The organism is Franzmannia pantelleriensis, assembly GCF_900102875.1.
GTDB classification, from domain to species: Bacteria; Pseudomonadota; Gammaproteobacteria; order Pseudomonadales; family Halomonadaceae; genus Franzmannia; species Franzmannia pantelleriensis.
On sequence record NZ_FNGH01000011.1, the window covers coordinates 127,529 to 148,128 of the forward strand.

A 20,600-nucleotide genomic window follows, 5' to 3' on the forward strand; every position below is an offset into this window, starting at 1 on the left:
GGAGTCTCCCCATGAACACACGCACGTGGCCCGGAGGGCGCCTGATCGAGTCGCTGCTGGCGCTCGCGGTAATCGCGGTGGGGGTCATGTTTCTGCGTATCGTGCATGGTACGCCGCCGCCTTTCGGCGACCCGCGCGATATCGGGTCGGCGGCGTTCTTCCCCGGCTTGATCGCGCTGCTGGTGACCGGCCTCGGCGTAGTGCTACTGCTGTCCGCCTGGCGGCCAGCGTCTTCGGTGGCGTTCGAGTCTGGACACACCGCCCGGGCGCTCCTGGCCTATGCGCTGATGGTGGCCATGGCCGTATCGATCCGCTTCCTGGGCATCTGGCTGGTCACCATGCTGGCCGTGCCGCTGCTGGCAATGTGCTTCGGCGAACGCCGCTGGTATGTACTGCTGGCGCTGGCGGTGGTGCCGCCGACGCTGGTGATCCATCTCTTCGAGGGCGTCATGGGGGTCTACTTCCCCAGAGGGGTGGTGCTGTGATCGACCTGGCCGTACTCCAGCAGGGGCTTGCCATGCTGGCCAGTCCCTGGACCTTCCTGGCGCTGTCGGCGGGGCTTGCCGGGGGCATACTGATCGGCGCCCTGCCAGGCCTCACGGCCACCATGGCAGTGGCGGTGCTGGCGCCCTTTACCTTTTTCATGGAGGCGACCATTGGCATTCCCTTCCTCTTGGGGATCTACAAGGGGGCCATCTACGGCGGCTCGATACCGGCGATCCTGGTCAATACTCCCGGCACGGCGGCGGCGGCGGCCACCGCCCGCGATGGCTATGCGCTGACCCAGCAGGGCAAGTCGCGCAAGGCCCTGGAACTTAGTCTGTACAGCTCGGTGGTGGCGGATTTCCTGGCGACCCTGGTCTTGATCATGGTCGCCATCCCGCTGGCGAGTATCGCCATTCGCTTTGGTTCACCGGAGTTCGCACTGCTTTACCTGATTGCCTTGACCATGATTGCCACGGTCAGCGGCGAAAGCTTCCTCAAGGGCCTTATCGCCGCGGGTCTAGGGCTGCTGGTCGCGTCCATCGGGCTCGACCCGATGTCGGGTTACCAGCGCTTCACCTTCGGCAACACCGATCTGCTGGGGGGCGTGTCACTGATCCCGCTGCTGATCGGCATGTTCGCGCTCAGCGAGATTCTCATGCAACTGACGCACCCCCCGGAGCGGACGAACGATGCCGGGCAGGCGGTGGAGCACGGCGGGGAAAGGCTCAAGTGGGCAGAGTTCTGGGCGCTGCGACCGACCATCCTGCGTTCGACCTCGCTAGGTACTTTTCTGGGGTCGTTGCCGGGCCTGGGCGCAGAAATCGCCTGCTGGATCGCCTATGGCCTGGCTCGCGGGCGTTCCCGCGAGCCGGAAAGGTTCGGCAAGGGGTCGCTCGAGGGGCTGGCAGCGGCCGAGTCCGGCAACAACGCCGTGGTGCCCGCGGCGCTGATTCCCATGACCGTGTTCGGTATTCCCGGTGACACCATTACCGCGGTACTGATCGGCGCGCTGATGGCGCAAGGCATGATGCCGGGGCCGCTGCTGATTCAGCAGAACCCCGGCTTCCTGTTCGGGCTGTTTCTGGTGCTGCTGGTCACCAACGTGCTGCTGCTGATATTTGGTTTGGCGGCGATTCGCTGGCTTAAGCAGGTCACGCGGATCCCGCCCACGGTGCTTTACCCTTGCGTCCTGCTGCTCTGCCTGTGCGGCGCCTATGCGGTCAATTCCAGCACCTTCGATCTGCTGATTCTTGTGGTTGGCGGTGGCCTGGGCTATGTGATGCGCCGCACGCATTTTCCCATCGCACCACTGATCATCGGCCTGCTGCTGGGGCCGGGTTTCGAGAGCGCCGTGCGTCAATCGCTGGTGTTCTCCAACGGCAGTCTGGCGATCTTCTGGTCGCGTCCAGGCAGCCTCATCCTGCTGATCTTGCTGGCGCTGGTCATCCTTACGATGGCGTGGCGTGGACTCGTGAAAGCAGGTGTCATCCGCAAGCGTTCCAAGTCCCATCCAACCAAGTCCAACAACATCTGAGGCAACTCACTATGTCCCGTCCCCTCCTGACCCGTACCTTTTTGGCCGCATCGCTCGCTGCGGCTACCGCCCTCGCCACTGGCCAGGTCCTCGCCGAGGAGAGCCACCTGCCCGATGAGCCGATCCGCTTCGTTACGCCCTATCCTGCAGGGGGCTCCCACTCTCTACATGCCGGTATCATTACCGCGGTTGGCGAGGAGTTTCTGGGCCGACCGCTGATCTCGGTAATCCGCGGCGGTGGCGGCGGTGCGGTGGCCGCCGCCGAGGTGGCTGGCAGTACGCCAAACGGCACCATGCTGCTGTTTGGTGACCCGACCATCAATTCACTGCGCCCCCAGGTCGAAGACCTGCCCTACGAGATGGATGACTTCGTGCCAGTGGCTCGCATCAACTACAGTCCGGCGATTTTCGTTACCACCCCCGACCAACCCTTCCAGAGCATTGGTGAGCTGGTCGAGCACGCCGAGGAGAATCCCGGCGAGGTGGTCTACAGTTCCGACAACCGCAATGGCTTTACCTATACGGTCTTCGAGATGCTCAAGGCGACGGCCGATATCGAGATGCGCGGCGTCGAACTGGGCGGTGGTGGCCCTGCGGTGACCCAACTACTGGGCGGTAACACCATGGCCTACGCCGGCGATCCCAGTGTGGTGGGTGAGCATCTCGAAGCGGGGAGTCTGGTCGGCCTATGCGTCACCGATACCGAGCGTTTCGAGGCCTATGGTGATATCCCCACTTGCCAGGAAGAGGGCTACGATGTGGTCTTCCAGTTCTGGCGCGGGGTGATGGCGCCGGCCGGCACGCCGGATGAAGTCATCGCCGAGTTGAGCGACGGCTTCCAGCGCTTGACCGAAGACGAGGGCTTCCTGCGCCTTATCGGTCAGATTGGTTCCGGCATTCAGTTCCTCGGCCACGAGGAGTTCGCCGAAGCGCTGGCAGCGGAGCAAGCCGCCCTACGCGACGCGTATCTCGACGACTAACTCGACGCCTCACAGCATAGGAGAGTGTCGGCGGCCCCTAGCATGGGGCCGTCGACCGTTTGTGATGACACACAACGCTGACAAGATCACGACACTGCTGGGCGCTCGTCCGCTCAGTGCGGACGGCTCCCATGTCCTGCCATCGCCGATGGATATCGTTATCCGCGGGGGCATCATCGAGGCGATACGGCCAGCGGGGGAGGCTCCCCCGGAAGGGAAGGTCGTCGATGCCTCCGGGACGCTGGCGATACCGGGCTTTATCAACGGCCACCACCACTCCCATGAAAATTTCCACAAGGGGCGCTATGACCGCCTGCCCCTCGAGCTGTGGATGAACTACGTGCGACCGGCCAAGCCCTTGCCGCTGACCGCCGACGACGTCTACCTGCGCACCCTGGTGGGGGCCTGCCAGGCGCTGCTGTCAGGCACCACCTGTATCGTCGATGACTTCAATGCTTCGCCGGTGCTCGACCCTGAGCACGTCGAGGCCGCGCTTGCCGCCTATGACGATATCGGCATCCGCGCGCTGCTCGGCCCCACGCTATTTGATGTGCCGTTTCACGAGAGCGTGCCGTTTGTTCACGAGGAGTGCAGCCCAGAGACGCTGACCAGCCTGGCGCCGAACAAGGTGACCCCGGTGGCAGAGTATCTGCGCCTGGTCGAGTCACTCGCCGCGACGCGTCATCCTCGCGACAACCGCGTCGGTGTGCTACTAGCGCCCTCCGCGCCGCAGCGCTGCAGCGATAGCCTGCTCGGCGAGGTGAGGGCCCTGGCCGACCGAACCGGACTGCCGGTGATCATCCACGTCCAGGAAACCCGTCTCCAGGCGGCCTCGGCCTGGCACCAGCGAGGCAAGACGCTGTTCCAGCATCTCGATGAGCTGGGCTTTCTGGCACCGGGGACCTCGCTGATTCACGCGGTATGGCTAACCCCTGACGATATCGCGCGGATTGCCGCCAGCGGCGCCAGCGTGCAGCACAATCCCAACAGCAACCTCAAACTTGGGTCCGGGCTGATGCCCATGCGTGCGCTGCTGGACGCCGGGGTCAATGTGAGCCTGGGGACCGACGGCTGCGGCTCACTGGAGTCCACCGATATGCTCAGAGTGGTGGCCAACACCGCGCTGATTCACAAACTGCGCGGCGACGACTATCGGCACTGGATTGGCGCTGAGGAGGCGCTGGAGTCGGCCACCCTGGGCGGCGCCCGGGCACTAGGCATGGCGGAGCAACTGGGGCGGATAGCGACCGGCATGCGCGCCGACCTGGTGCTCTACCGGCTGGATGCGCCGGCCTTTACGCCGCTCAATGACCCGCTGCGTCAGCTGGTGTTTGGAGAGAACGGCGGCGGTATTCACTCGGTATGGGTGGAAGGCGAGCAGGTGGTAGCCGATGGTCAACTGACTCGGCTTGATCAGCGCAGGATATCGCAGCGTATTGACCAGGCCATGCAGCGGCTGAGGCCTGCCATCGACGCCGCCGAGGAGATGACCGAAACCTTGCGGCCGGCCTACGAGCGCATCTGGTCACGCTGCCAGGCCCTTCCCTTGGCGCCGGGCACCATTGCGGCGCGGTTCGACGAATGAGCCTCGAGTGGCTGGGTATTCAGCTGCTCGGCGGTGTCGCGGCGCTACTCGGAGTCCTGGCCTTTCAGTGCCGTCATGATATTCGCATGCTGGTGATGCTGTCGGGCTCATGCCTGGTGTGGAGCCTGCACTTTCTACTCTTGGCGCAGCCCACAGCGGCCCTGCTCAATGTGATCACGGCCGTACGCAATCTGGTTGGCATTCGCTGTCGCGGCGCTTGGTTTGCGTCGGGCTTCATTGGTCTGTATCTGGTCACCGGGAGTTACAGCTGGCAGAGTGTATGGGATATCTTGCCGGTCGTAGCGGTAATCTCGGGAAGCGTCGGGGTATTCTTCCTCGCCGGCCTGCCCCGACGCGGGGCGCTGCTGATTGGCAGCCTGCTATGGCTGGTGTTCAACTGGCAAGCCGGGTCGATCCCAGGGGTTCTGGTGATGTTTGCAGACGGCGTCTCCAATAGCTGGCGAATTTATCGCCTAAGACGCCAGGCCCAGCGCAGCGAGCTTTCAGACAGGGGCTAGGCCCTTTGGGCTGGCCGGACGTTTCAGCAATCCATAGCGTCAGCACGTAGACGGGCAGGATGGTGTTACGACGATGACATCCCACTCACCTCACCTGGTGGTCTTCACCGGGGCCGGCATCAGTGCCGAGAGCGGTATCCAGACCTTCCGCGCCAGCGACGGCCTGTGGGCCGATCACGCCATCGAGGACGTCGCCACCCCCCAGGCCTGGCGCCGCGATCCCGAGCGAGTGCTGCGTTTTTACGATGAGCGCCGCACCCAGGTGCGCCGTGCCCGGCCCAATGCGGCTCACCAGGCGCTGGCCTCGCTCGAGAAACAGGGCTTCCGGGTCAGCGTCGTCACCCAGAATATCGACGATCTCCACGAGCGTGCCGGCTCCCGCGACGTGCTGCACCTCCACGGCGAGATTCTCAAGGCGCGCTCCAGCGTCGATGAGCGCATGCGTTACCCCTTGCCGCGCGGCGGCATCAAGCTTGGCGATATCTGCGACAAGGGCAGCCAGCTGCGCCCCGACGTGGTCTGGTTCGGCGAGCCGGTGCCGCGCTATGTGGAGGCCTGCGAGATCGTCGAGCAGGCCGACCTGCTGCTGGTGGTGGGCACCTCGCTGGCGGTGATGCCGGCCGCAGCACTGCTCGAGCGGGCGCCGCTGGACGCCGAGGTGATCCTGGTCGATCCGGCCGCCGAGCGCTTGGCGCCGCCCGGTGTGGCCCGACTGCCCCAGCCGGCTGGTCGCGGGGTCACGGAGCTGGTTCGCCACTGGTCGCGGGAGGGTCGCCTGTGGCTGCCCGAGACGCTGCTCGGCGCGTGACGATTTTCCCTATTCGACGCTTTCGGGCACTATTAGCGGTCTAACCAATGCCGCGGTGGCCGACGTGCTATACCGCAAGGACGCGCCAAGATGCTGATATTCGAACGACTCAACCGCCTCTTCCCCCTCTGGGCCATCCTGTTTGCTGCCATTGCCATCGTCATGCCGCCGCTGTTTACCGGCTACGCGGGACGGATCCAGGTGTTGCTGGCGATCATCATGTTCGCCATGGGCCTGACGCTGTCCAAGGAGGATTTCCTCAACGTGGTCAAGGCGCCGCTGCCCGTGGGCATTGGCGTACTGCTGCAGTTCGTGGTGATGCCGCTGGCCGCGCTGGGTGTCTCGCTGGTGCTGGGCCTGTCGCCGGAGCTGACCACCGGCATGGTGCTGGTGGGCGCCACCGCCGGTGGCACCGCCTCCAACGTAATGACCTGGCTGGCCGGCGGACGCGTGGCGCTGTCGGTGTCGATGACCCTGGTCTCGACCCTGGCCTCGGTGGTGATGACGCCGCTGATCGCCTGGCTGCTGGTCGGCCAGATGGTCGAGGTGCCGGTATGGGGCATGCTGTCGAGCATCGCCCAGCTGGTGATCGCGCCGGTGGCGGCCGGGGTAGTGGTGCACCACTTCGCGGGGCGGTATATCGCGCGTATCGAGCCGGCGCTGGCGACGCTGGCGATGGCAGCGATCGTGATGATCATTGCCATCGTGGTGGCGCTCAACGCCGGCCGGCTGGCAAGCCTTGGGCCAGTGGTAGCGCTGGCGGTGGTTGCCCACAATGGCATTGGCCTGGCCGGTGGCTACCTCGTCAGCCGGCTGTGCGGCCTCGACAAGCGCACCGCGCGGACCGTCTCCATCGAGGTGGGGATGCAGAACTCCGGGCTCGCCGTGACGCTGGCCAACCAGTTCTTCAGCGCCGGCGCGGCCCTCCCGGGGGCGCTGTTCTCGGTATGGCACAATGTTTCCGGCTCGCTGCTGGCGGGCTACTGGAAACGCCGACCGATCGTCGTGGCTGAGCACGGTGCGGAAAGCGCCTAGCACGCCTCATCGGGCGGGTATGCTAGAATGCCCGCCCGTTTTGCTCCATTGGCGCGCTATGCTCGACGATACCTCCTCTGCTGTTCCGTACGCTGAAGATGCCAACAGCGACGTACTCCGGCGACCGCCACGGCGTGAGTTCAAGGCCCGCGGCAGCTTTGTGGAGCGCTGCGAGGGCTGTAACCTGCCGACCCTCAACTGCTTGTGCCCCTTTCGGGTCGAGGCCCAGAGTCGTGCTCAGGTGTGGTTGCTGACACACCCCTTGGAGCACCACAAGCCGACCAACACCGGGCGGCTGATCGGTGACGTCCTGCCTGCCACTGAGGTGTTCACCTGGTACCGTACCGCCCCCGATGCGCGTCTGCTGTCACTGCTCGCGGATCCACGCTACGCGCCCTTCGTGATCTTTCCCGACGACCAGCCGGACTATGCCGAACGGGTCGTGGGGATGGATGCCGTGGTACGGAGCGGGCAGGAGGATAAGATTCCGGTCTTTATCATCATCGACGGCACCTGGCGCCAGGCGCGGCGCATCTTTCGCAAGAGCCCCTACCTCGACGCGCTGCCGGTGCTGCCGCTGCGCACCCAGCGCCAGACTCGCTACCGGCTGCGCAAGCCGGCCTCCCAGGCCCACCTGTGTACTGCGGAAGTGGCCATCGAGCTGCTGCGCCAGGCCGGCGACATCGACGCCGCCGAGATACTCGATGACTACTTCGACGCCTTCAACGACAGCTACGCCTCGAGCCGCATCTACCACAAGATCGAGCAGCCAACCGCCGCCATGCACCGGCTGCTGTCACGCCAGCGCCGGGAAGCGGCCTCAACTGCCGAATAGTGCCCCGGCGATGCGGAAGCCGGCCACCCAGGTGCCCGCCGCCGAGCCAAGGGTGGCGAACAGGAACACCAGCAGGGTGCGCGACACCCGGTTGCGCCACCAGCCTTTCAATGACGTGACATCGTGGCGCAGGTGGGCGAAGTCGCCGACCTTGGGCTTGCGCATGAACAGCTCGACCCCGGCGGCGACGAAACCGGCGCCGATAGTGGGGTTGAGCGAGGTCAGCGGCGCGGCGAAGAAGGTTGCCAGGATGGTCACCGGGTGGGCCAGGGCGATGGTGGTGGCCGCCGCCGAGAGCACGCCGTTGATCAGGAACCACTCGCTGACCAGTTGCCAACCGAGGTCGGTGTTGCGCGAGAACCCGATGGCGAAACCGGTCAGCACCAGCGCGGTGATCGCCCATGGCAGCAGCCGCCAGATCCGCGAGCGCGGCGGGGTGGCCTCCAGCGACTCGCGCTCGGTGCGGGGGTCGTCGGGCAGCGCTTGGCTGAGGTGCTCGGCCATGCCTTTGAGGTGGCCGGCGCCGATCACCACCAGCACATGGCGGTAGCGCCCCGGCGGGCCCTCCTCGCCCAGGCGTAGGGTCATGTAGCGATCACGTTCGCTGATCAGCGGCGTATACAGCGACTCGGACTGCTCGGCGAACTCGTTGAAGGTCGACTCCAGCACGTCGCCCTCCTTGAGCCGCTCGATATCGGCGGCGGAGACTTCCTGGCGCGACATGACGCTGCCGAGCAGCCCAGAGAACAGCGAGAAGCGCTGCCACCAGGGCACGTTGGCGTAGATGCGCTTGAGGGTGATGCCGACGTCGCGATCGATCAGCAGCAGCGGTAGATCGTGGCGCTGAGTCTCTTCCAGCGCGGCGCGCATCTCGGCCCCGGGCTCGATACCCGACTGTTCGGCGACGCGCTGCTGAAAGGCGCCCAGCGCCAGGCTGGCGGCGACCATGCCGGCCTTGCCCTGACGGAATATCTCGAACAGGTCCTGACCGGCCAGGGCGTCGGGTTCCACCAGGCTATGATGGCGCGAGGCGCACAGCTCGATGGCCACGGCGTCGTAGTCGCCGGAACGGATCAGCGCGCGCACCTCGTCGGCGCTCTCCTTGGAGACGTGGGCAGTACCCAGCAGGGTGTAGCGGGTGTCACCCAACTGCAGGGTCTGGCGAGGCCCGCCACTGGGCACGGTGGCCGGCTCGGCGCTGGCGGTGAGATCCTGAGGGTCGGTCATGAAGGCTCGCTGTGACGACAAGATGATCCGGCGATTATCCACGAAAGCCGCTGGCCACGCCAAACTCGGGGACGGCAACGGTAAATCGCAGTAAACGTTCAGCTGCGTTGAGACCGGGACTGATCCGGCGGCAGGCCTACGCGAAGGCGCTGTGAACCCATCCCTGGGCGCTACTTTTGCCCTGCTTCGCTCTCGCATCCTGCTTCGCTTGCAGGACCGGTGCTGGTCATCCATGGCCAGCCCGTTCGGAGCAGTGCTCCTCACCCATGGCAAAAGACCTTCGCTGCGACCTGCCCCCGGCGTCCCTTGGCAGCATCTTCGGCTAGCGCCGCCAGAAGGCCGGGGTGAACAGCACCAGCACGGTGAAGATCTCCAGGCGGCCGAGGATCATCGCCAGCACCAGGATCCACTTGGCCAGGTCGGGAAGTTCGCCGTAGTGGCTGGCGGCCTCGCCCAGCGCCGGGCCGAGGTTGTTGAGGGTAGAGGCCACCGTCGACCAGGCGGTGACCTGGTCGACCCCGGTGGCCATGACGCCGATCAGCATCAGGAAGAACAGCATCACATAGACCGAGAAGAAGCCCCATACCGCCTGGGCGATGCTGTCGGGCACGCTGACCTTGCCAACCTTGACCGCGATCACCGCGTTGGGGTGGATCAGGCGCATCACCTCGCGCATGCCCTGCTTGAGGATCAGGATGATGCGGATCACCTTCATGCCGCCGCCGGTGGAGCCCGAGCAGCCGCCGACGAAGGCGGCGACGAACAGCAGGAAGGGCAGGGCGCCGGGCCAGGCCGAGAATTCGGCGACGCCGAAGCCGGCGGTGGTGGCGATGGAAACCGCCTGGAATAGCCCGTTGCGCAACCCCTCACTGCCAGCGTAGGTATCGGTCAGCCACAGCGTGATCACGGCGATCACGCTCAGGCTGAGCAGGAACAGCAGCAGGAAGCGAGCTTCCGGGTCGCGCAGGTACTGACTGAGGCGCTTTTCGCGCCAGGCGGCGAAGTGCAGGCTGTAGCTCATCGCCGAGACGATCATGAACAGCACGCAGATCATCTCGATGGTGGCACTGTTGAAGTGACCGATGCTGGCGTCGTAGCTCGAGAAACCGCCGATGGCCACCGTCGAGAAGCCGTGGCCGATGGCGTCGAACCAGTCCATGCCGGCGGCCCAGTAGGCGATGATGCAGGTCAACGTCAGGCTGGCATAGATGTACCACAGCGCCTTGGCGGTCTCGGTGATGCGTGGGGTCAGCTTGGAGTCCTTGAGCGGCCCCGGGATCTCGGTGCGGTAGAGCGCCATGCCGCCCACGCCCAGCGTCGGCAGGATCGCCACCGCCAATACCACGATACCCATGCCGCCCAACCACTGCAGCTGCTGGCGGTAGTAGCGCACCGCCTCGGGCAGGAAGTCGATGCCGGTGATCACCGTGGCGCCGGTGGTGGTCAGCCCCGAGAACGACTCGAATACCGCATCGGTCACCGACAGCGCATAGGGGCCGTCGAGCATCAGCGGCAGCGAGCCGAAGGTGCCGAGTACCGTCCAGAATAGCGCCGCGATCAGAAAGCCGTCACGGGTGCGCAGCTCCTTGCGGGCATAGCGATTGGGCAGATAGAGCAGCGCGCCGGTGGCCACGGTGATCGCCATGGCGATGGCGAACGCATCCCACACGCCGTCGTTGAACAGCAGCGAGATCAGGATCGGCGGTACCAGGGTCAGGCTGAAGAGCATCAGCAGCAGCCCCAGGATGCGCAGAATCACGCGCAGGCTCATGCCGTCACGCTCCTTGTCCGGGCGTCCACGCGGTGCTCCCTCATCAGAAGAATGTCAGGCCGACCTGGAACAGCCGCTCCACGTCGCGGATGCGGCGCTTGTCGACCACGAACAGAATCACGTGGTCGCCGGATGCCACCACCACGTCGTCGTGGGCGATCAGCACCTCCTTGCCGCGCACGATGGCACCGATGGTGGTGCCGCTGGGCAGGTCGATCTCGTCGATGGCGCGGCCCACCACCTTGGAGGAGCGCGCGTCGCCGTGGGCGATCGCTTCGATGGCCTCGGCGGCGCCGCGGCGCAGCGAGTGAACGTTGACGATGTCGCCGCGGCGCACGTGGGTTAGCAGGCTGCCGATGGTGGCCTGCTGCGGCGAGATGGCGATGTCGATCTCGCCGCCCTGCACCAGGTCGACGTAGGCGGCGTTGTTGATCAGCGTCAGCACCTTCTTGGCACCCAGCCGCTTGGCCAGCATCGACGACATGATGTTGACCTCGTCGTCGTTGGTCAGCGCGCAGAAGATGTCGCAGTCCTCGATGTTCTCCTCCAGCAACAGGCGCTTGCTGGTGGCGCTGCCGTGCAGCACCACGGTGCGGTCGAGGCGCTCGGAAAGCGTGGTGCAGCGCTCCAGGTCGTGCTCGATGATCTTGACCTGATGGCTGTGCTCGAGATTTTCGGCCAGGCGCTCTCCGATGTGGCCGCCGCCGGCGATCACCACGCGGCGGAAGTCGCGGTCGAGGCGCCGCAGCTCGCTCATTACCGCGCGAATGTCGCGCCGCGCGGCGATGAAGAACACCTCGTCGTCGGCTTCGATCACGGTGTCGCCGCGCGGGATGATCGGCCGGTTGCGGCGGTAGATCGCCGCTACACGGGTGTCGACGTTGGGCATGTGGCGGCGCAGGAAGCCCAACTCCTGGCCCACCAGCGGGCCGCCGTAGAAGGCCTTGACCGCCACCAGCTGCGCCTGGCCGCCGGCGAATTCCAGCACCTGCAGGGCGCCGGGGTACTCGATCAGGCGGCGGATATGGTCGGTGACCACCTGCTCGGGACTGATCAGCACGTCGATGGGCACCGCCTCGTGGGCGAACAGGCCCTTGCGGGTGAGGTAGGCGGTAGCGCGGACGCGGGCGATCTTGGTCGGGGTGCGAAACAGGGTATGAGCGACCTGGCAGGCGATCATATTGACTTCGTCGGAGTTGGTCACCGCGATCAGCATGTCGGCGTCTTCGCAGCCGGCCTGGCGCAACACCATGGGGTAGGAGGCGGGGCCCGAGACGGTGCGGATGTCGAGACGATTATGCAGATCGCGCAGCCGACTGTTGTCGGTATCGACCACGGTGATGTCGTTCTCTTCGTGGGCGAGATGTTCGGCCAGGGTGCCACCGACCTGTCCGGCACCGAGAATGATGATCTTCATGCCACGCCTGTTCCCCTGCGATGCGTCGGCACAGCATAAACCAGCCGCCCGGGGAAGGACAGACGGCCGGCCGTGACGGGCATGGGCTTAGTGGCTTTCCAGGGTGAAACCGACCTTGATGGTGACCTGCCAGTGGCCGATGCGGCCGTGTTCGATATGCCCGCGGGTTTCGGTGACCTCGAACCAGCGCATGTCGTGGATGGTCTGGTTGGCGCGCTCGATGGCTTGAGCGACGGCATCCTCGATGCTCTCGGTGGAGGATCCGGTCAGCTCGATGTGTTTATAGATGTGGGACATGACGTGACTCCTTGTCTGGTTTTACTCATAAAGCGTGCGTGGCATCCACCCCCAGTATAGGACCCAAGGCAGGCCCCCGAGCAAGGGGCCTGCTATTAGGCGCGCGCTTTCTCCAAGCGTGCGTAGAAGAAGCCGTCGTGGCCGGCCTCACGGGGCAGCAGCTGGCGGCCGTCGCCGGCTGGACGTCCCCAGGCAAGGTCGGCCGGCGTCGTGGCGCGAGCGTCCGGTGTGCGGGCCAGGAAGGCCTTGATCTGGTCGGCGTTCTCCTCGGGAAAGATCGAACAGGTGGCGTAGAGCAGGGTGCCGCCGGGCACCAGGAGCTGCCATAGGCGGTCGAGCAGCTGCCCCTGAAGCGTCGCCAGCGCGGGAATGTCCTCGGCGCGGCGCAGGCGCTTGATGTCCGGATGGCGGCGAATCACGCCGCTGCCGGAGCAGGGTGCATCGAGCAGGACGGCATCGAAACGGTCCGTCTCCCAGCCCTCCAGCTGCGTGGCATCGCCCCGCTCGACGCGTGCCGTAAGCCCCAGCCGATCGAGGGTGTCGGTGACACGGGTCAGGCGCTGGGCATCGCTGTCCAGCGCGGTGAGGTCGACATCGAAGGCTTCCAACAGGTGGGCGGTCTTGCCGCCGGGAGCGCAGCAGGCATCGAGCACCCGCGCCCCGGGGCGTGGCGCTAGCGCCGGGCCGAGCAGCTCCACGGCAAGCTGGGCGGCTTCGTCCTGAACGCTCACTTCACCGTCGGCGAAGCCGGGTAGCGCATTGACGTCGCAGGGTGTCTCCAGGGTCAGGCCATCCGGGGCGAACTCGCAGATTCGGCTCTCGAGCCCGCTTTCCAGCAGGCGTTCGCGATATACCTCACGGCTGACGCGGCGGCGATTGATGCGCAGCGTCATCGGCCCCGGCGCATTGTTGGCGATGGCAATCTCGCGCCAGTCGTCGGGCCACGCCTGGCGCAGCGCCTTGAGCAACCAGGCCGGGTGCAGCAGCGCGACGCAGGGATCACGATCGACCTTGGCCTGTAGTGCGCTCTGCTCGCGCTGCAGGCGGCGCAGACAGCCGTTCAGCACCCGAGTGGCCCAGGCCTTGCCCAGCAGGCGCGCGGCGCCGGCGGTCTCGCCAACGGCGGCGTGGGCCGGAATGCGCATGTAGAGCAGTTGGTAGATCCCCACCAGCAGCAGCGCCTGGACGTCGCGGTCGCGGGTCTTGAAGGGGCTGCGCAGCAGCTCGCCGGCGAGGGCTTCGAGTCGTGGCAGGCTGCGACAGACGCCGTAGCAGAGCGCGCGAAACAGCGCACGATCGCGGGGCAACACAGCGCTGTCGTCGAGGGCGGAGAGCGAGCCCTGGGCATCGATCACCGGCAGCAGGGCGCGGGCGGCGGCAGCCCGCAGTGCTTGGCCGTCGTTGTGGTGCGCGCTGGCGTCGTTCATTGGGGGGCCTCCGGATGAGACAGATTGATTCCGGCGGCGAAACGTTCGCCGCGGGCCTTGAGCAGTTCGCACATCGGCAGCGCCTTGCCGCCGGGCAGCTGGGCCTGAGTGACGCGCAGCACCTCGCTGCCCTGTGACCCGCAGGCGATGCGCAGGGCATCGTCGTCGCTGCCCAGCAGCGTGCCGGGCGCCGGTTTTAGGGGGTCATCGTCACGGCGCTCGCCCGGCGTGGCCTGCCATAGCCGCAGGCGCTCGTTGCCCAGCGCACACCAGGCCACCGGCCAGGGATTGAAGGCGCGCACCTTGGCCGACAGGCGGGCCGCAGGCTGTGAGAAGTCGAGCTCGGCCTCGGCCTTGGAGAGTTTGGCGGCGTAGGTCACCCCCGCTTCGGGCTGCGGCGTGGCGACCAGGCCGTCACCGGCCAGGGCATCGAGGGCGTCGACGATGGCCTGGCCGCCGAGCTCGGCGAGGGTGTCGTGCAGCTCGCCGCCGGTGGTCGAGTCACTGATCGACGTGCGACGCTCGAGCAGCATGTCGCCGGTATCGAGTCCGGCGTTCATCTGCATGATGGTTACCCCGCTCTCGCTATCGCCGGCCTCGATGGCACGCTGGATCGGTGCCGCGCCACGCCAGCGCGGCAGCAGCGATGCGTGCACGTTGAGGCAGCCAAGTCGAGGGGTGTCGAGCACCGCCTGGGGCAGGATCAGGCCGTAGGCGACCACCACCATGATGTCGGCGTCGATGGCGGCCAGCTCGGTCTGGGCGTCGCGCTCCTTGAGTGACACCGGCTGATACACCGGCACCTGATGTGCCTGGGCCAGCGCCTTGACCGGACTGGGGGTGAGCTTGCGGCCGCGACCAGCGGGCCGGTCGGGCTGGGTATAGACGGCCACCACCCGGTGCTGGCTATCGAGCAGCGCCGCCAGGTTGGTGGCGGCGAAGTCGGGGGTGCCGGCAAAGATGACGCGTAGTGCTTGGGTCATGACGTCGGGCCTTGAGGAGTCGGAAAACGATGCGCCCATGATAGCCGATCGGCCACCTGCGGGGGGCAGCGCCGGGCCATAAGCAAAGCGGCCCGCAGCGCTGCTGCGGGCCGGCTCGGGGGGACGTAAAGGCTTACGCGTCTTGCATCAGCTTGTGGCGCTTCTGCATCTTCTTGAGCACCCGCTCACGCTTGAGCGGCGACAAGTAGTCGACGAACAGCACACCTTCGAGATGGTCGTACTCGTGCTGAATGCAGTGCGCCAGCAGACCGTCGGCCTCGAGCTCATAGGGCTGGCCGTCGCGGTCCAGTGCCGTGAGCTTGACGCGCAGGGCGCGCGGCACCTCGGCATAGTACTCGGGTATCGACAGGCAGCCTTCCTGCAGTGGTTCGCGCTCGTCGCCGAGCGGCGTGTACTCGGGGTTGATCAGCACCCGCGGCTGACTCTGGTCGTCGCTGACGTCCATCACGATGACGCGGCGATGCACATCGACCTGGGTCGCCGCCAGGCCGATGCCGCGCGCGTGGTACATGGTCTCGAGCATGTCGTCGACCAGCTGGCGTACCTCGTCGTCGACGCTGGCTACCGGCGCGGCCTTGGTGCGCAGGCGCTCGTCGGGATATTCGAGGATGGGTAACTTGGCCATGGCGTTGAAATCACCGTTATGCTGTTATCAAGGGATATGGCCATATTGTAGTGGGCGGCTGCGCGCAGTGAAACCGCAGGTTGTGTTATGCGCCATCGATAATAGCGATAAACCCGTTGAACGGGACGGTACCAAAGGGAAGCGACAGGATGAATATGAGCAAGGCGAGGTGGGGGGCGTGGCATGGCTGGCTCGCGGGATGGGCGCTGCTGGCCATGCTGTTCAGCCTGCCGGCCATTGGCCAGGGGCTCAGCGATGCCGGTCTGCGTGGCGATGCGCCAAACCGCTACACGGTGGTACGTGGCGATACCCTATGGGACATTTCCGGGCGCTTCCTGCGTCATCCCTGGCAGTGGCCTGACGTGTGGGAGGTCAACCCGCAGATCCGCAATCCGCACCTCATCTACCCCGGCGATACGGTTTATCTCTACTACCAGAACGGTCAGCCGAGGCTTGGCCTGGAACGCGGGCGCGGCGAGGTCAGGCTGTCGCCTGAGGTGCGCCGTACGCCGCGGCGCGAAGCGGTGCCGCCGCTGCCGCTGGAGCGGATCGAGAACTTCCTCACCGAGTACCGCGTGCTCGACGACCCGGCGGTGGCCGACGAGCAAGCCTACGTGGTGGGCGGCGACGACCGTCGCCTGATCAGCGGCGCAGGCGATCGCATCTACGCCCGTGGCGATCTGGCTGAGGGGGGGCGCCTGGGCATCTATCGCCTCGGCGAGACCTACGAAGATAGCGTTACCGGCGAGTTCCTGGGGCTCGAACTGGTCGGCGTGGGGCAGGCACGCTGGCTGCGCAGTGAAGACGATATCGCTACCCTCGATGTGCTGAGTGCCTCTCAGGAAGTGCGTAACGGCGACCTGGTGCTGCCGGTAGAGAGCGGCGAGCTGGTCACCGAGTTTCTACCGCGGGCGCCTGAGCGGCCGGTGGAGGGGCGACTGCTGGCGGTGCCGGGCGGCGTTCAGTTCATCGGGCGCCTAGAGGTGGTGGCGCTGGACCGCGGCCGCCGCGATGGCCTGACACCGGGCCATGTGCTGAGCGTTGAGCAGCGCGGTGAGCTGGTCACCGACCCGGTCACCAACGAGTCGCTGCGTCTGCCCGGCGAAGAGGCCGGTTTGGTGATGGTGTTCAAGAGCTACGACAGGATGAGCTATGCGCTGGTGATGCGCGCCAGCCGCAGCCTGTCGGTGGGCGATCGAATCTTCAACCCCGACCGCATCGAATCAGTGGCACGGCGTTAGCGCCGGCGAAGGAGGAGCCTGCATGACGGCCAGGGAGTGGCTGATACTCGCGACACTACCGGGACTCGGCCCTAGGCGTCTGGCGCAGCTGATCGAGGCTGCCCCGGCGTGGCCTGACGGCTGGCTGGCAGCGATGCCCGAACCGGCGCGCAGCCACCTGCGGCTGTGGCTCGATCATCCCGCACGCAGCCCGCTGCAGGCCCAGCTCGATGCGGCGCTGGATTGGGAGGCTGCGGCCGACCGGCATCATCTTCTGACCCCCGCCCACGACGATTGGCCCGCGCTGCTGGCACAGATTCCCGATCCGCCCCCGGTGCTTTGGGCCAGCGGCGATCTGGACGCACTGGTGCCGCCGGGCCTGGCGATCGTCGGCTCGCGGCGGCCAAGTCGCGATGGCCTGCAAAACGCCCAGCGCTTTGGCCGCGAGCTCGCCGAGCAGGACTGGTGTGTGATCAGTGGCATGGCCCTGGGCATCGACGGCGCCGCCCAGCAGGCCGCGCTGGATGCCGGCGGGCGCAGCGTGGCAGTACTTGGCTGTGGGGTGGACGTGATCTACCCCCAGCGTCATCGCCAGTTGTATGCCCGCCTGCGCGACGAAGGCGGGCTGCTGCTCGCCGAGCATCCTCCCGGGACTGGCGCACACCCGGCATTCTTCCCGCGCCGAAATCGCATCGTCACCGGCCTGTCGCAAGGCGTGCTGGTGGTCGAAGCGGCAGAGAAGAGCGGCTCGCTGGTCAGTGCACGGCTGGCCACCGAGCAGAACCGTGAGGTGTTCGCGGTGCCCGGTTCGATCCACAATCCCCAGGCGCGCGGCTGTCTCGCGCTGATTCGCGATGGCGCGGCCATGGCCACCTGTGTCGAGGACATCCTCGCCGAGCTGGGGCACTGGGTGGCGCCCAGCCAGGCGCTGCCGTCTGCCGCTGCTGGTGAACAAGACCCGCTGCTGGCCTGGCTTAGCGACCGGCCGACGCCGCTCGACGCGCTAGTGGCACTCAGCGGCCACGAGGTCAGTGACTGCCAGCTGCGACTGCTCGAACTCGAGTTGGAGGGGCTCGTCACCCAGGCAGTGGGAGGCTGGATCCGCCTGCCGCGCTAGGCTTTGTCCGAAAAGTGTCTGCGCTCGGCCATACGGCGTTAAAAATCGGCTCAAAGTACTCATTTACACCCCGTAAACTCCGTCTTTTCACCGATTTTTGCCTTGTCTGACCATCGCTCGTCGACTTTTCAGACAGAGCCTAGGATTTATCACCGGTCTGGCCGGCCATGGTAAACTCTGCGCCCTATGATCTCGGCCAGGAGTCCTGTCATGTCTGAACGCGCGACGCCGCGCCTGTCGGTGGCCTCTGCCGCCAAGGCACTGGCCCGCGGCGAGCTGGTGGCTTACCCCACGGAAGCGGTCTGGGGGCTAGGCTGCGATCCCGCCAGCGGCGAGGCACTCACCGCCTTGCTTCGACTCAAACAGCGAGACCCGGCCAAGGGATTGATCCTGGTAGCCGGGGATATCGCCCAGTTCGCGCCCTGGCTCGATGGCCTGCCAGCGGCGCTGCATGCGCCGCTGGTGAGCAGCTGGCCGGGGCCCAACACCTGGCTGGTACCGGATAACGGCCACAGCCATCCGCTGGTGCGCGGCGGGCATGACCGCGTGGCGCTGCGGGTAAGCGATCATCCGCTGGTGCGCGAGCTGTGCGACGCCTTCGGTGGCCCGCTGGTCTCGACCTCGGCCAACCCGGCCGGCGAGCCCGAGGCGCGCTCCGCGGATCAGGTCGATGCCTATTTCGGTGCCGCTCTGTACGGCCTCGTCGAGGGGGAACTGGGCGGTCGCGATGCCCCCAGCATGATTCGCGATCTGGTCAGTGGCCGGGTGCTACGCGGCTGACGGCAATTTCTTTCCATCCATCGATGAATCCAGGGAGGCAGCGTGGCCCACGCGCATCTCGATGAGGTCAAGCACTATCTGCTCGATCTGCAGGACCGGCTATGCCAGGCGCTGGCCGCCGAAGACGGCCAGGCCGATTTCCGTGAAGACAGCTGGACCCGGGAGGAGGGCGGCGGCGGCCGCTCGCGGGTGATCGAGAACGGCGGCGTATTCGAAAAGGGCGGCGTCAACTTCTCCCACGTTTACGGCGCGCAGTTGCCGCCTTCGGCCACCGCGGCACGGCCCGAGTTGACGGGGCGGAGTTTTCACGCCGTGGGGGTCTCCTGGGTGCTGCACCCCGAGAACCCCCACGTGCCCACCAGCCATGGCAACGTACGCTTCTTCATCGCCGAGAAAGATGGCGAAGCGCCGGTATGGTGGTTCGGCGGCGGCTACGACCTGACGCCCTTCTACCCAATGCTCGAGGACGTGCGCCACTGGCACCGTGTAGCCCGCGATGCCTGTGCGCCCTTTGGCGATGATGTCTATCCGCGCTATAAGGCGTGGTGTGACGACTATTTTTACCTCAAGCATCGCGACGAGACCCGCGGCGTTGGCGGGCTGTTCTTCGACGATCTCAATGCCGACGGCTTCGAGCACTGCTTCGCCTTCCAGCGCGCGGTCGGCGACAGCTTTCTCGACGCCTACCTGCCGATCGTCCAGCGCCGTCGCGGCGATGACTACACCCAGCAGCAGCGTGACTTCCAGCTCTATCGCCGTGGACGCTACGTGGAGTTCAACCTGGTGTGGGATCGCGGCACTCTGTTTGGCCTGCAGAGCGGCGGTCGCACCGAGTCGATCCTGATGTCGCTGCCGCCGCTGGCTGCCTGGGAGTACGGCTTTACGCCGGCGCCAGGGAGCCCGGAAGAAACCCTGTATCGTGACTATCTGCGCCCCCGCGACTGGTTGGGCGAGGAGGCCTCATGACCGACCGTTACTGCGTATTCGGCAATCCGGTGACGCACTCCAAGTCGCCGGCCATTCATGCCGCTTTCGCCGCCGAGCTGGGCGATGATATCGACTACACCGCCATCGAGGCGCCGCTGGAGGATTTCGCCGGCGCCTGGCAAAGGTTCATCGCCGAAGGCGGTCGCGGTGCCAACGTCACTGTGCCGTTCAAGGAGCAGGCCTATCGGCTGTGTGACAGCCTCAGCGAGCGCGCCCGCCGCGCCGGGGCGGTCAATACCCTGGTGCTGGGTGACGAGGGGCTCACTCACGGTGATACCACCGACGGTGTCGGGTTGGTCGGCGACCTGACGAACCACGGCGTGACGTTGGCCGGCGCTCGAGTGCTGGTGCTGGGCGCCGGCGGCGCGGTGCGCGGGGTGCTCGAGCCGCTGTTGGCAGCCGGCCCTGCCAGCGTGTTGGTGGCCAATCGCACCGCCGAGAAAGCCGCGGCCTTGGCCACCGACTTCCAGGATTTGGGCGTGATCTCGGGGGGAGGGTTCGCCGATGTGGATGGGCAATACGACCTGGTGATCAACGGCACCAGCGCGAGTCTCGCCGGTGACCTGCCGCCGCTACCGGATGACCTCTTCGCCGAGGGTGCCACCGCCTACGACATGATGTACGGCGCCGAGCCCACGGTATTTCTGCGCTGGGCCACCGCGCGCGGTGCGCGCCCGATTGACGGCCTTGGCATGCTGGTCGGCCAGGCCGCCGAGTCCTACCGGCAGTGGCGCGGCATGCGCCCCGACACGGCGCCGGTGCTAGCCGAGCTGCGCCGCGGCCTCTAGTCTTCTGCCTCCCGCTTGATGACGCACCCCCGCCGGGCCTTGTCCGGCGGGGCGTCGTCGTTTCGCCATGGTCGTTGCGTTTAATCGAGCGTTTGACGCCAGTGGCGAGCTTTCCTAGCCTGGCCAGAAGTCTTTATCCTAAAGACGCCTAATCTCCGA

At 66.3% G+C, this 20,600-nt stretch carries 20 protein-coding genes; 13 read left to right on the top strand and 7 right to left on the bottom strand.

Annotated elements, in window-relative coordinates; all coding sequences use genetic code 11:
- Window positions 1-11: 11 nt before the first annotated feature.
- The 8 genes from BLT16_RS14720 to BLT16_RS14755 all read left to right on the top strand — a co-directional run bounded on the left by BLT16_RS14720 (window position 12) and on the right by BLT16_RS14755 (window position 7,781).
- Window positions 12-485: a tripartite tricarboxylate transporter TctB family protein gene (locus BLT16_RS14720; RefSeq protein ID WP_176817250.1), complete on the top strand. Its 474-nt coding sequence runs from the start codon at window positions 12-14 to the stop codon at window positions 483-485.
- Window positions 482-2,020, top strand: a complete 1,539-nt coding sequence (locus tag BLT16_RS14725; protein WP_089659273.1) for a tripartite tricarboxylate transporter permease — start codon at window positions 482-484, stop codon at window positions 2,018-2,020. Before BLT16_RS14720 ends, BLT16_RS14725 begins: the two co-directional genes overlap by 4 nt.
- 11 nt (window positions 2,021-2,031) lie before the next feature.
- Window positions 2,032-3,000: a tripartite tricarboxylate transporter substrate binding protein gene (locus BLT16_RS14730; RefSeq protein ID WP_089659274.1), complete on the top strand. Its 969-nt coding sequence runs from the start codon at window positions 2,032-2,034 to the stop codon at window positions 2,998-3,000.
- Between the two features lie 64 nt (window positions 3,001-3,064).
- Entirely contained in the window at window positions 3,065-4,585 is a 1,521-nt protein-coding gene (locus BLT16_RS14735) for an amidohydrolase family protein (RefSeq protein ID WP_089659275.1), read from the top strand.
- Window positions 4,582-5,103: a YgjV family protein gene (locus BLT16_RS14740; RefSeq protein ID WP_089659276.1), complete on the top strand. Its 522-nt coding sequence runs from the start codon at window positions 4,582-4,584 to the stop codon at window positions 5,101-5,103. Before BLT16_RS14735 ends, BLT16_RS14740 begins: the two co-directional genes overlap by 4 nt.
- Window positions 5,104-5,176: 73 nt before the next feature.
- Complete coding sequence (locus BLT16_RS14745; RefSeq protein ID WP_089659277.1) at window positions 5,177-5,911, top strand: SIR2 family NAD-dependent protein deacylase; 735 nt, start codon at window positions 5,177-5,179, stop codon at window positions 5,909-5,911.
- Window positions 5,912-6,001: 90 nt separating this feature from the next.
- Window positions 6,002-6,946: a bile acid:sodium symporter family protein gene (locus BLT16_RS14750; RefSeq protein ID WP_089659278.1), complete on the top strand. Its 945-nt coding sequence runs from the start codon at window positions 6,002-6,004 to the stop codon at window positions 6,944-6,946.
- Between the two features lie 58 nt (window positions 6,947-7,004).
- Complete coding sequence (locus BLT16_RS14755) at window positions 7,005-7,781, top strand: tRNA-uridine aminocarboxypropyltransferase (RefSeq protein ID WP_089659279.1); 777 nt, start codon at window positions 7,005-7,007, stop codon at window positions 7,779-7,781.
- Here the strand turns inward: BLT16_RS14755 and BLT16_RS14760 are convergent.
- From BLT16_RS14760 to def, 7 genes are all read right to left on the bottom strand, one after another.
- A complete protein-coding gene (locus BLT16_RS14760) occupies window positions 7,767-9,008 on the bottom strand; it encodes a TraB/GumN family protein (RefSeq protein WP_089659280.1) in 1,242 nt (413 codons plus the stop codon). The two genes, BLT16_RS14755 and BLT16_RS14760, sit on opposite strands and share 15 nt — an antisense overlap.
- Before the next feature lie 322 nt (window positions 9,009-9,330).
- Window positions 9,331-10,779 carry a TrkH family potassium uptake protein gene (locus tag BLT16_RS14765; protein WP_089659281.1) on the bottom strand — a complete coding sequence of 483 codons (1,449 nt, stop codon included), beginning with the start codon at window positions 10,777-10,779 and terminating at the stop codon, window positions 9,331-9,333.
- A 43-nt stretch (window positions 10,780-10,822) separates the two neighbouring features.
- Window positions 10,823-12,196, bottom strand: coding sequence for a Trk system potassium transporter TrkA (gene trkA, locus BLT16_RS14770; protein WP_089659282.1), 1,374 nt, complete (start codon window positions 12,194-12,196; stop codon window positions 10,823-10,825).
- Between the two features lie 87 nt (window positions 12,197-12,283).
- A complete protein-coding gene (locus BLT16_RS14775) occupies window positions 12,284-12,493 on the bottom strand; it encodes a dodecin (RefSeq protein WP_089659283.1) in 210 nt (69 codons plus the stop codon).
- 95 nt (window positions 12,494-12,588) lie between these two features.
- Window positions 12,589-13,920, bottom strand: a complete 1,332-nt coding sequence (gene rsmB, locus BLT16_RS14780) for a 16S rRNA (cytosine(967)-C(5))-methyltransferase RsmB (RefSeq protein WP_089659284.1) — start codon at window positions 13,918-13,920, stop codon at window positions 12,589-12,591.
- Entirely contained in the window at window positions 13,917-14,903 is a 987-nt protein-coding gene (fmt, locus tag BLT16_RS14785; protein WP_089659285.1) for a methionyl-tRNA formyltransferase, read from the bottom strand. The genes rsmB and fmt overlap by 4 nt, the downstream gene beginning before the upstream one ends.
- Before the next feature lie 133 nt (window positions 14,904-15,036).
- Window positions 15,037-15,549, bottom strand: a complete 513-nt coding sequence (gene def, locus BLT16_RS14790; RefSeq protein WP_089659286.1) for a peptide deformylase — start codon at window positions 15,547-15,549, stop codon at window positions 15,037-15,039.
- Between the two features lie 149 nt (window positions 15,550-15,698).
- Between def and BLT16_RS14795 the strand changes: the two genes are divergently transcribed.
- The 5 genes from BLT16_RS14795 (at window position 15,699) to aroE (ending at window position 20,441) form a co-directional block, all read left to right on the top strand.
- Window positions 15,699-16,790, top strand: a complete 1,092-nt coding sequence (locus BLT16_RS14795) for a LysM peptidoglycan-binding domain-containing protein (protein ID WP_245701694.1) — start codon at window positions 15,699-15,701, stop codon at window positions 16,788-16,790.
- 22 nt (window positions 16,791-16,812) lie between these two features.
- The gene (dprA, locus tag BLT16_RS14800; RefSeq protein ID WP_089659287.1) at window positions 16,813-17,886 is read left to right on the top strand and encodes a DNA-processing protein DprA; all 1,074 of its coding nucleotides are present in this window, start codon (window positions 16,813-16,815) and stop codon (window positions 17,884-17,886) included.
- A 210-nt stretch (window positions 17,887-18,096) separates the two neighbouring features.
- Window positions 18,097-18,666 (top strand): L-threonylcarbamoyladenylate synthase type 1 TsaC, encoded by a 570-nt coding sequence (gene tsaC, locus BLT16_RS14805; protein ID WP_089659288.1) that lies wholly within the window; start codon window positions 18,097-18,099, stop codon window positions 18,664-18,666.
- 42 nt (window positions 18,667-18,708) lie between these two features.
- Complete coding sequence (gene hemF / locus BLT16_RS14810; RefSeq protein WP_089659289.1) at window positions 18,709-19,632, top strand: oxygen-dependent coproporphyrinogen oxidase; 924 nt, start codon at window positions 18,709-18,711, stop codon at window positions 19,630-19,632.
- Window positions 19,629-20,441 carry a shikimate dehydrogenase gene (aroE, locus tag BLT16_RS14815; RefSeq protein ID WP_089659290.1) on the top strand — a complete coding sequence of 271 codons (813 nt, stop codon included), beginning with the start codon at window positions 19,629-19,631 and terminating at the stop codon, window positions 20,439-20,441. Before hemF ends, aroE begins: the two co-directional genes overlap by 4 nt.
- The last annotated feature ends 159 nt before the right edge of the window (window positions 20,442-20,600 follow it).

What these genes read in the sequence shown, in the direction of transcription:
- BLT16_RS14720 (WP_176817250.1), top strand. Translation starts at nt 12, where the DNA reads ATGAACACACGCACGTGGCCCGGAGGGCGCCTGATCGAGTCGCTGCTG.
- BLT16_RS14730 (WP_089659274.1), top strand. Translation starts at nt 2,032, where the DNA reads ATGTCCCGTCCCCTCCTGACCCGTACCTTTTTGGCCGCATCGCTCGCT.
- BLT16_RS14735 (WP_089659275.1), top strand. Translation starts at nt 3,065, where the DNA reads ATGACACACAACGCTGACAAGATCACGACACTGCTGGGCGCTCGTCCG.
- BLT16_RS14740 (WP_089659276.1), top strand. Translation starts at nt 4,582, where the DNA reads ATGAGCCTCGAGTGGCTGGGTATTCAGCTGCTCGGCGGTGTCGCGGCG.
- BLT16_RS14745 (WP_089659277.1), top strand. Translation starts at nt 5,177, where the DNA reads ATGACATCCCACTCACCTCACCTGGTGGTCTTCACCGGGGCCGGCATC.
- BLT16_RS14750 (WP_089659278.1), top strand. Translation starts at nt 6,002, where the DNA reads ATGCTGATATTCGAACGACTCAACCGCCTCTTCCCCCTCTGGGCCATC.
- BLT16_RS14755 (WP_089659279.1), top strand. Translation starts at nt 7,005, where the DNA reads ATGCTCGACGATACCTCCTCTGCTGTTCCGTACGCTGAAGATGCCAAC.
- BLT16_RS14760 (WP_089659280.1), bottom strand. Translation starts at nt 9,008, where the DNA reads ATGACCGACCCTCAGGATCTCACCGCCAGCGCCGAGCCGGCCACCGTG.
- BLT16_RS14765 (WP_089659281.1), bottom strand. Translation starts at nt 10,779, where the DNA reads ATGAGCCTGCGCGTGATTCTGCGCATCCTGGGGCTGCTGCTGATGCTC.
- trkA (WP_089659282.1), bottom strand. Translation starts at nt 12,196, where the DNA reads ATGAAGATCATCATTCTCGGTGCCGGACAGGTCGGTGGCACCCTGGCC.
- BLT16_RS14775 (WP_089659283.1), bottom strand. Translation starts at nt 12,493, where the DNA reads ATGTCCCACATCTATAAACACATCGAGCTGACCGGATCCTCCACCGAG.
- rsmB (WP_089659284.1), bottom strand. Translation starts at nt 13,920, where the DNA reads ATGAACGACGCCAGCGCGCACCACAACGACGGCCAAGCACTGCGGGCT.
- fmt (WP_089659285.1), bottom strand. Translation starts at nt 14,903, where the DNA reads ATGACCCAAGCACTACGCGTCATCTTTGCCGGCACCCCCGACTTCGCC.
- def (WP_089659286.1), bottom strand. Translation starts at nt 15,549, where the DNA reads ATGGCCAAGTTACCCATCCTCGAATATCCCGACGAGCGCCTGCGCACC.
- BLT16_RS14795 (WP_245701694.1), top strand. Translation starts at nt 15,699, where the DNA reads ATGAATATGAGCAAGGCGAGGTGGGGGGCGTGGCATGGCTGGCTCGCG.
- dprA (WP_089659287.1), top strand. Translation starts at nt 16,813, where the DNA reads ATGACGGCCAGGGAGTGGCTGATACTCGCGACACTACCGGGACTCGGC.
- tsaC (WP_089659288.1), top strand. Translation starts at nt 18,097, where the DNA reads ATGTCTGAACGCGCGACGCCGCGCCTGTCGGTGGCCTCTGCCGCCAAG.
- aroE (WP_089659290.1), top strand. Translation starts at nt 19,629, where the DNA reads ATGACCGACCGTTACTGCGTATTCGGCAATCCGGTGACGCACTCCAAG.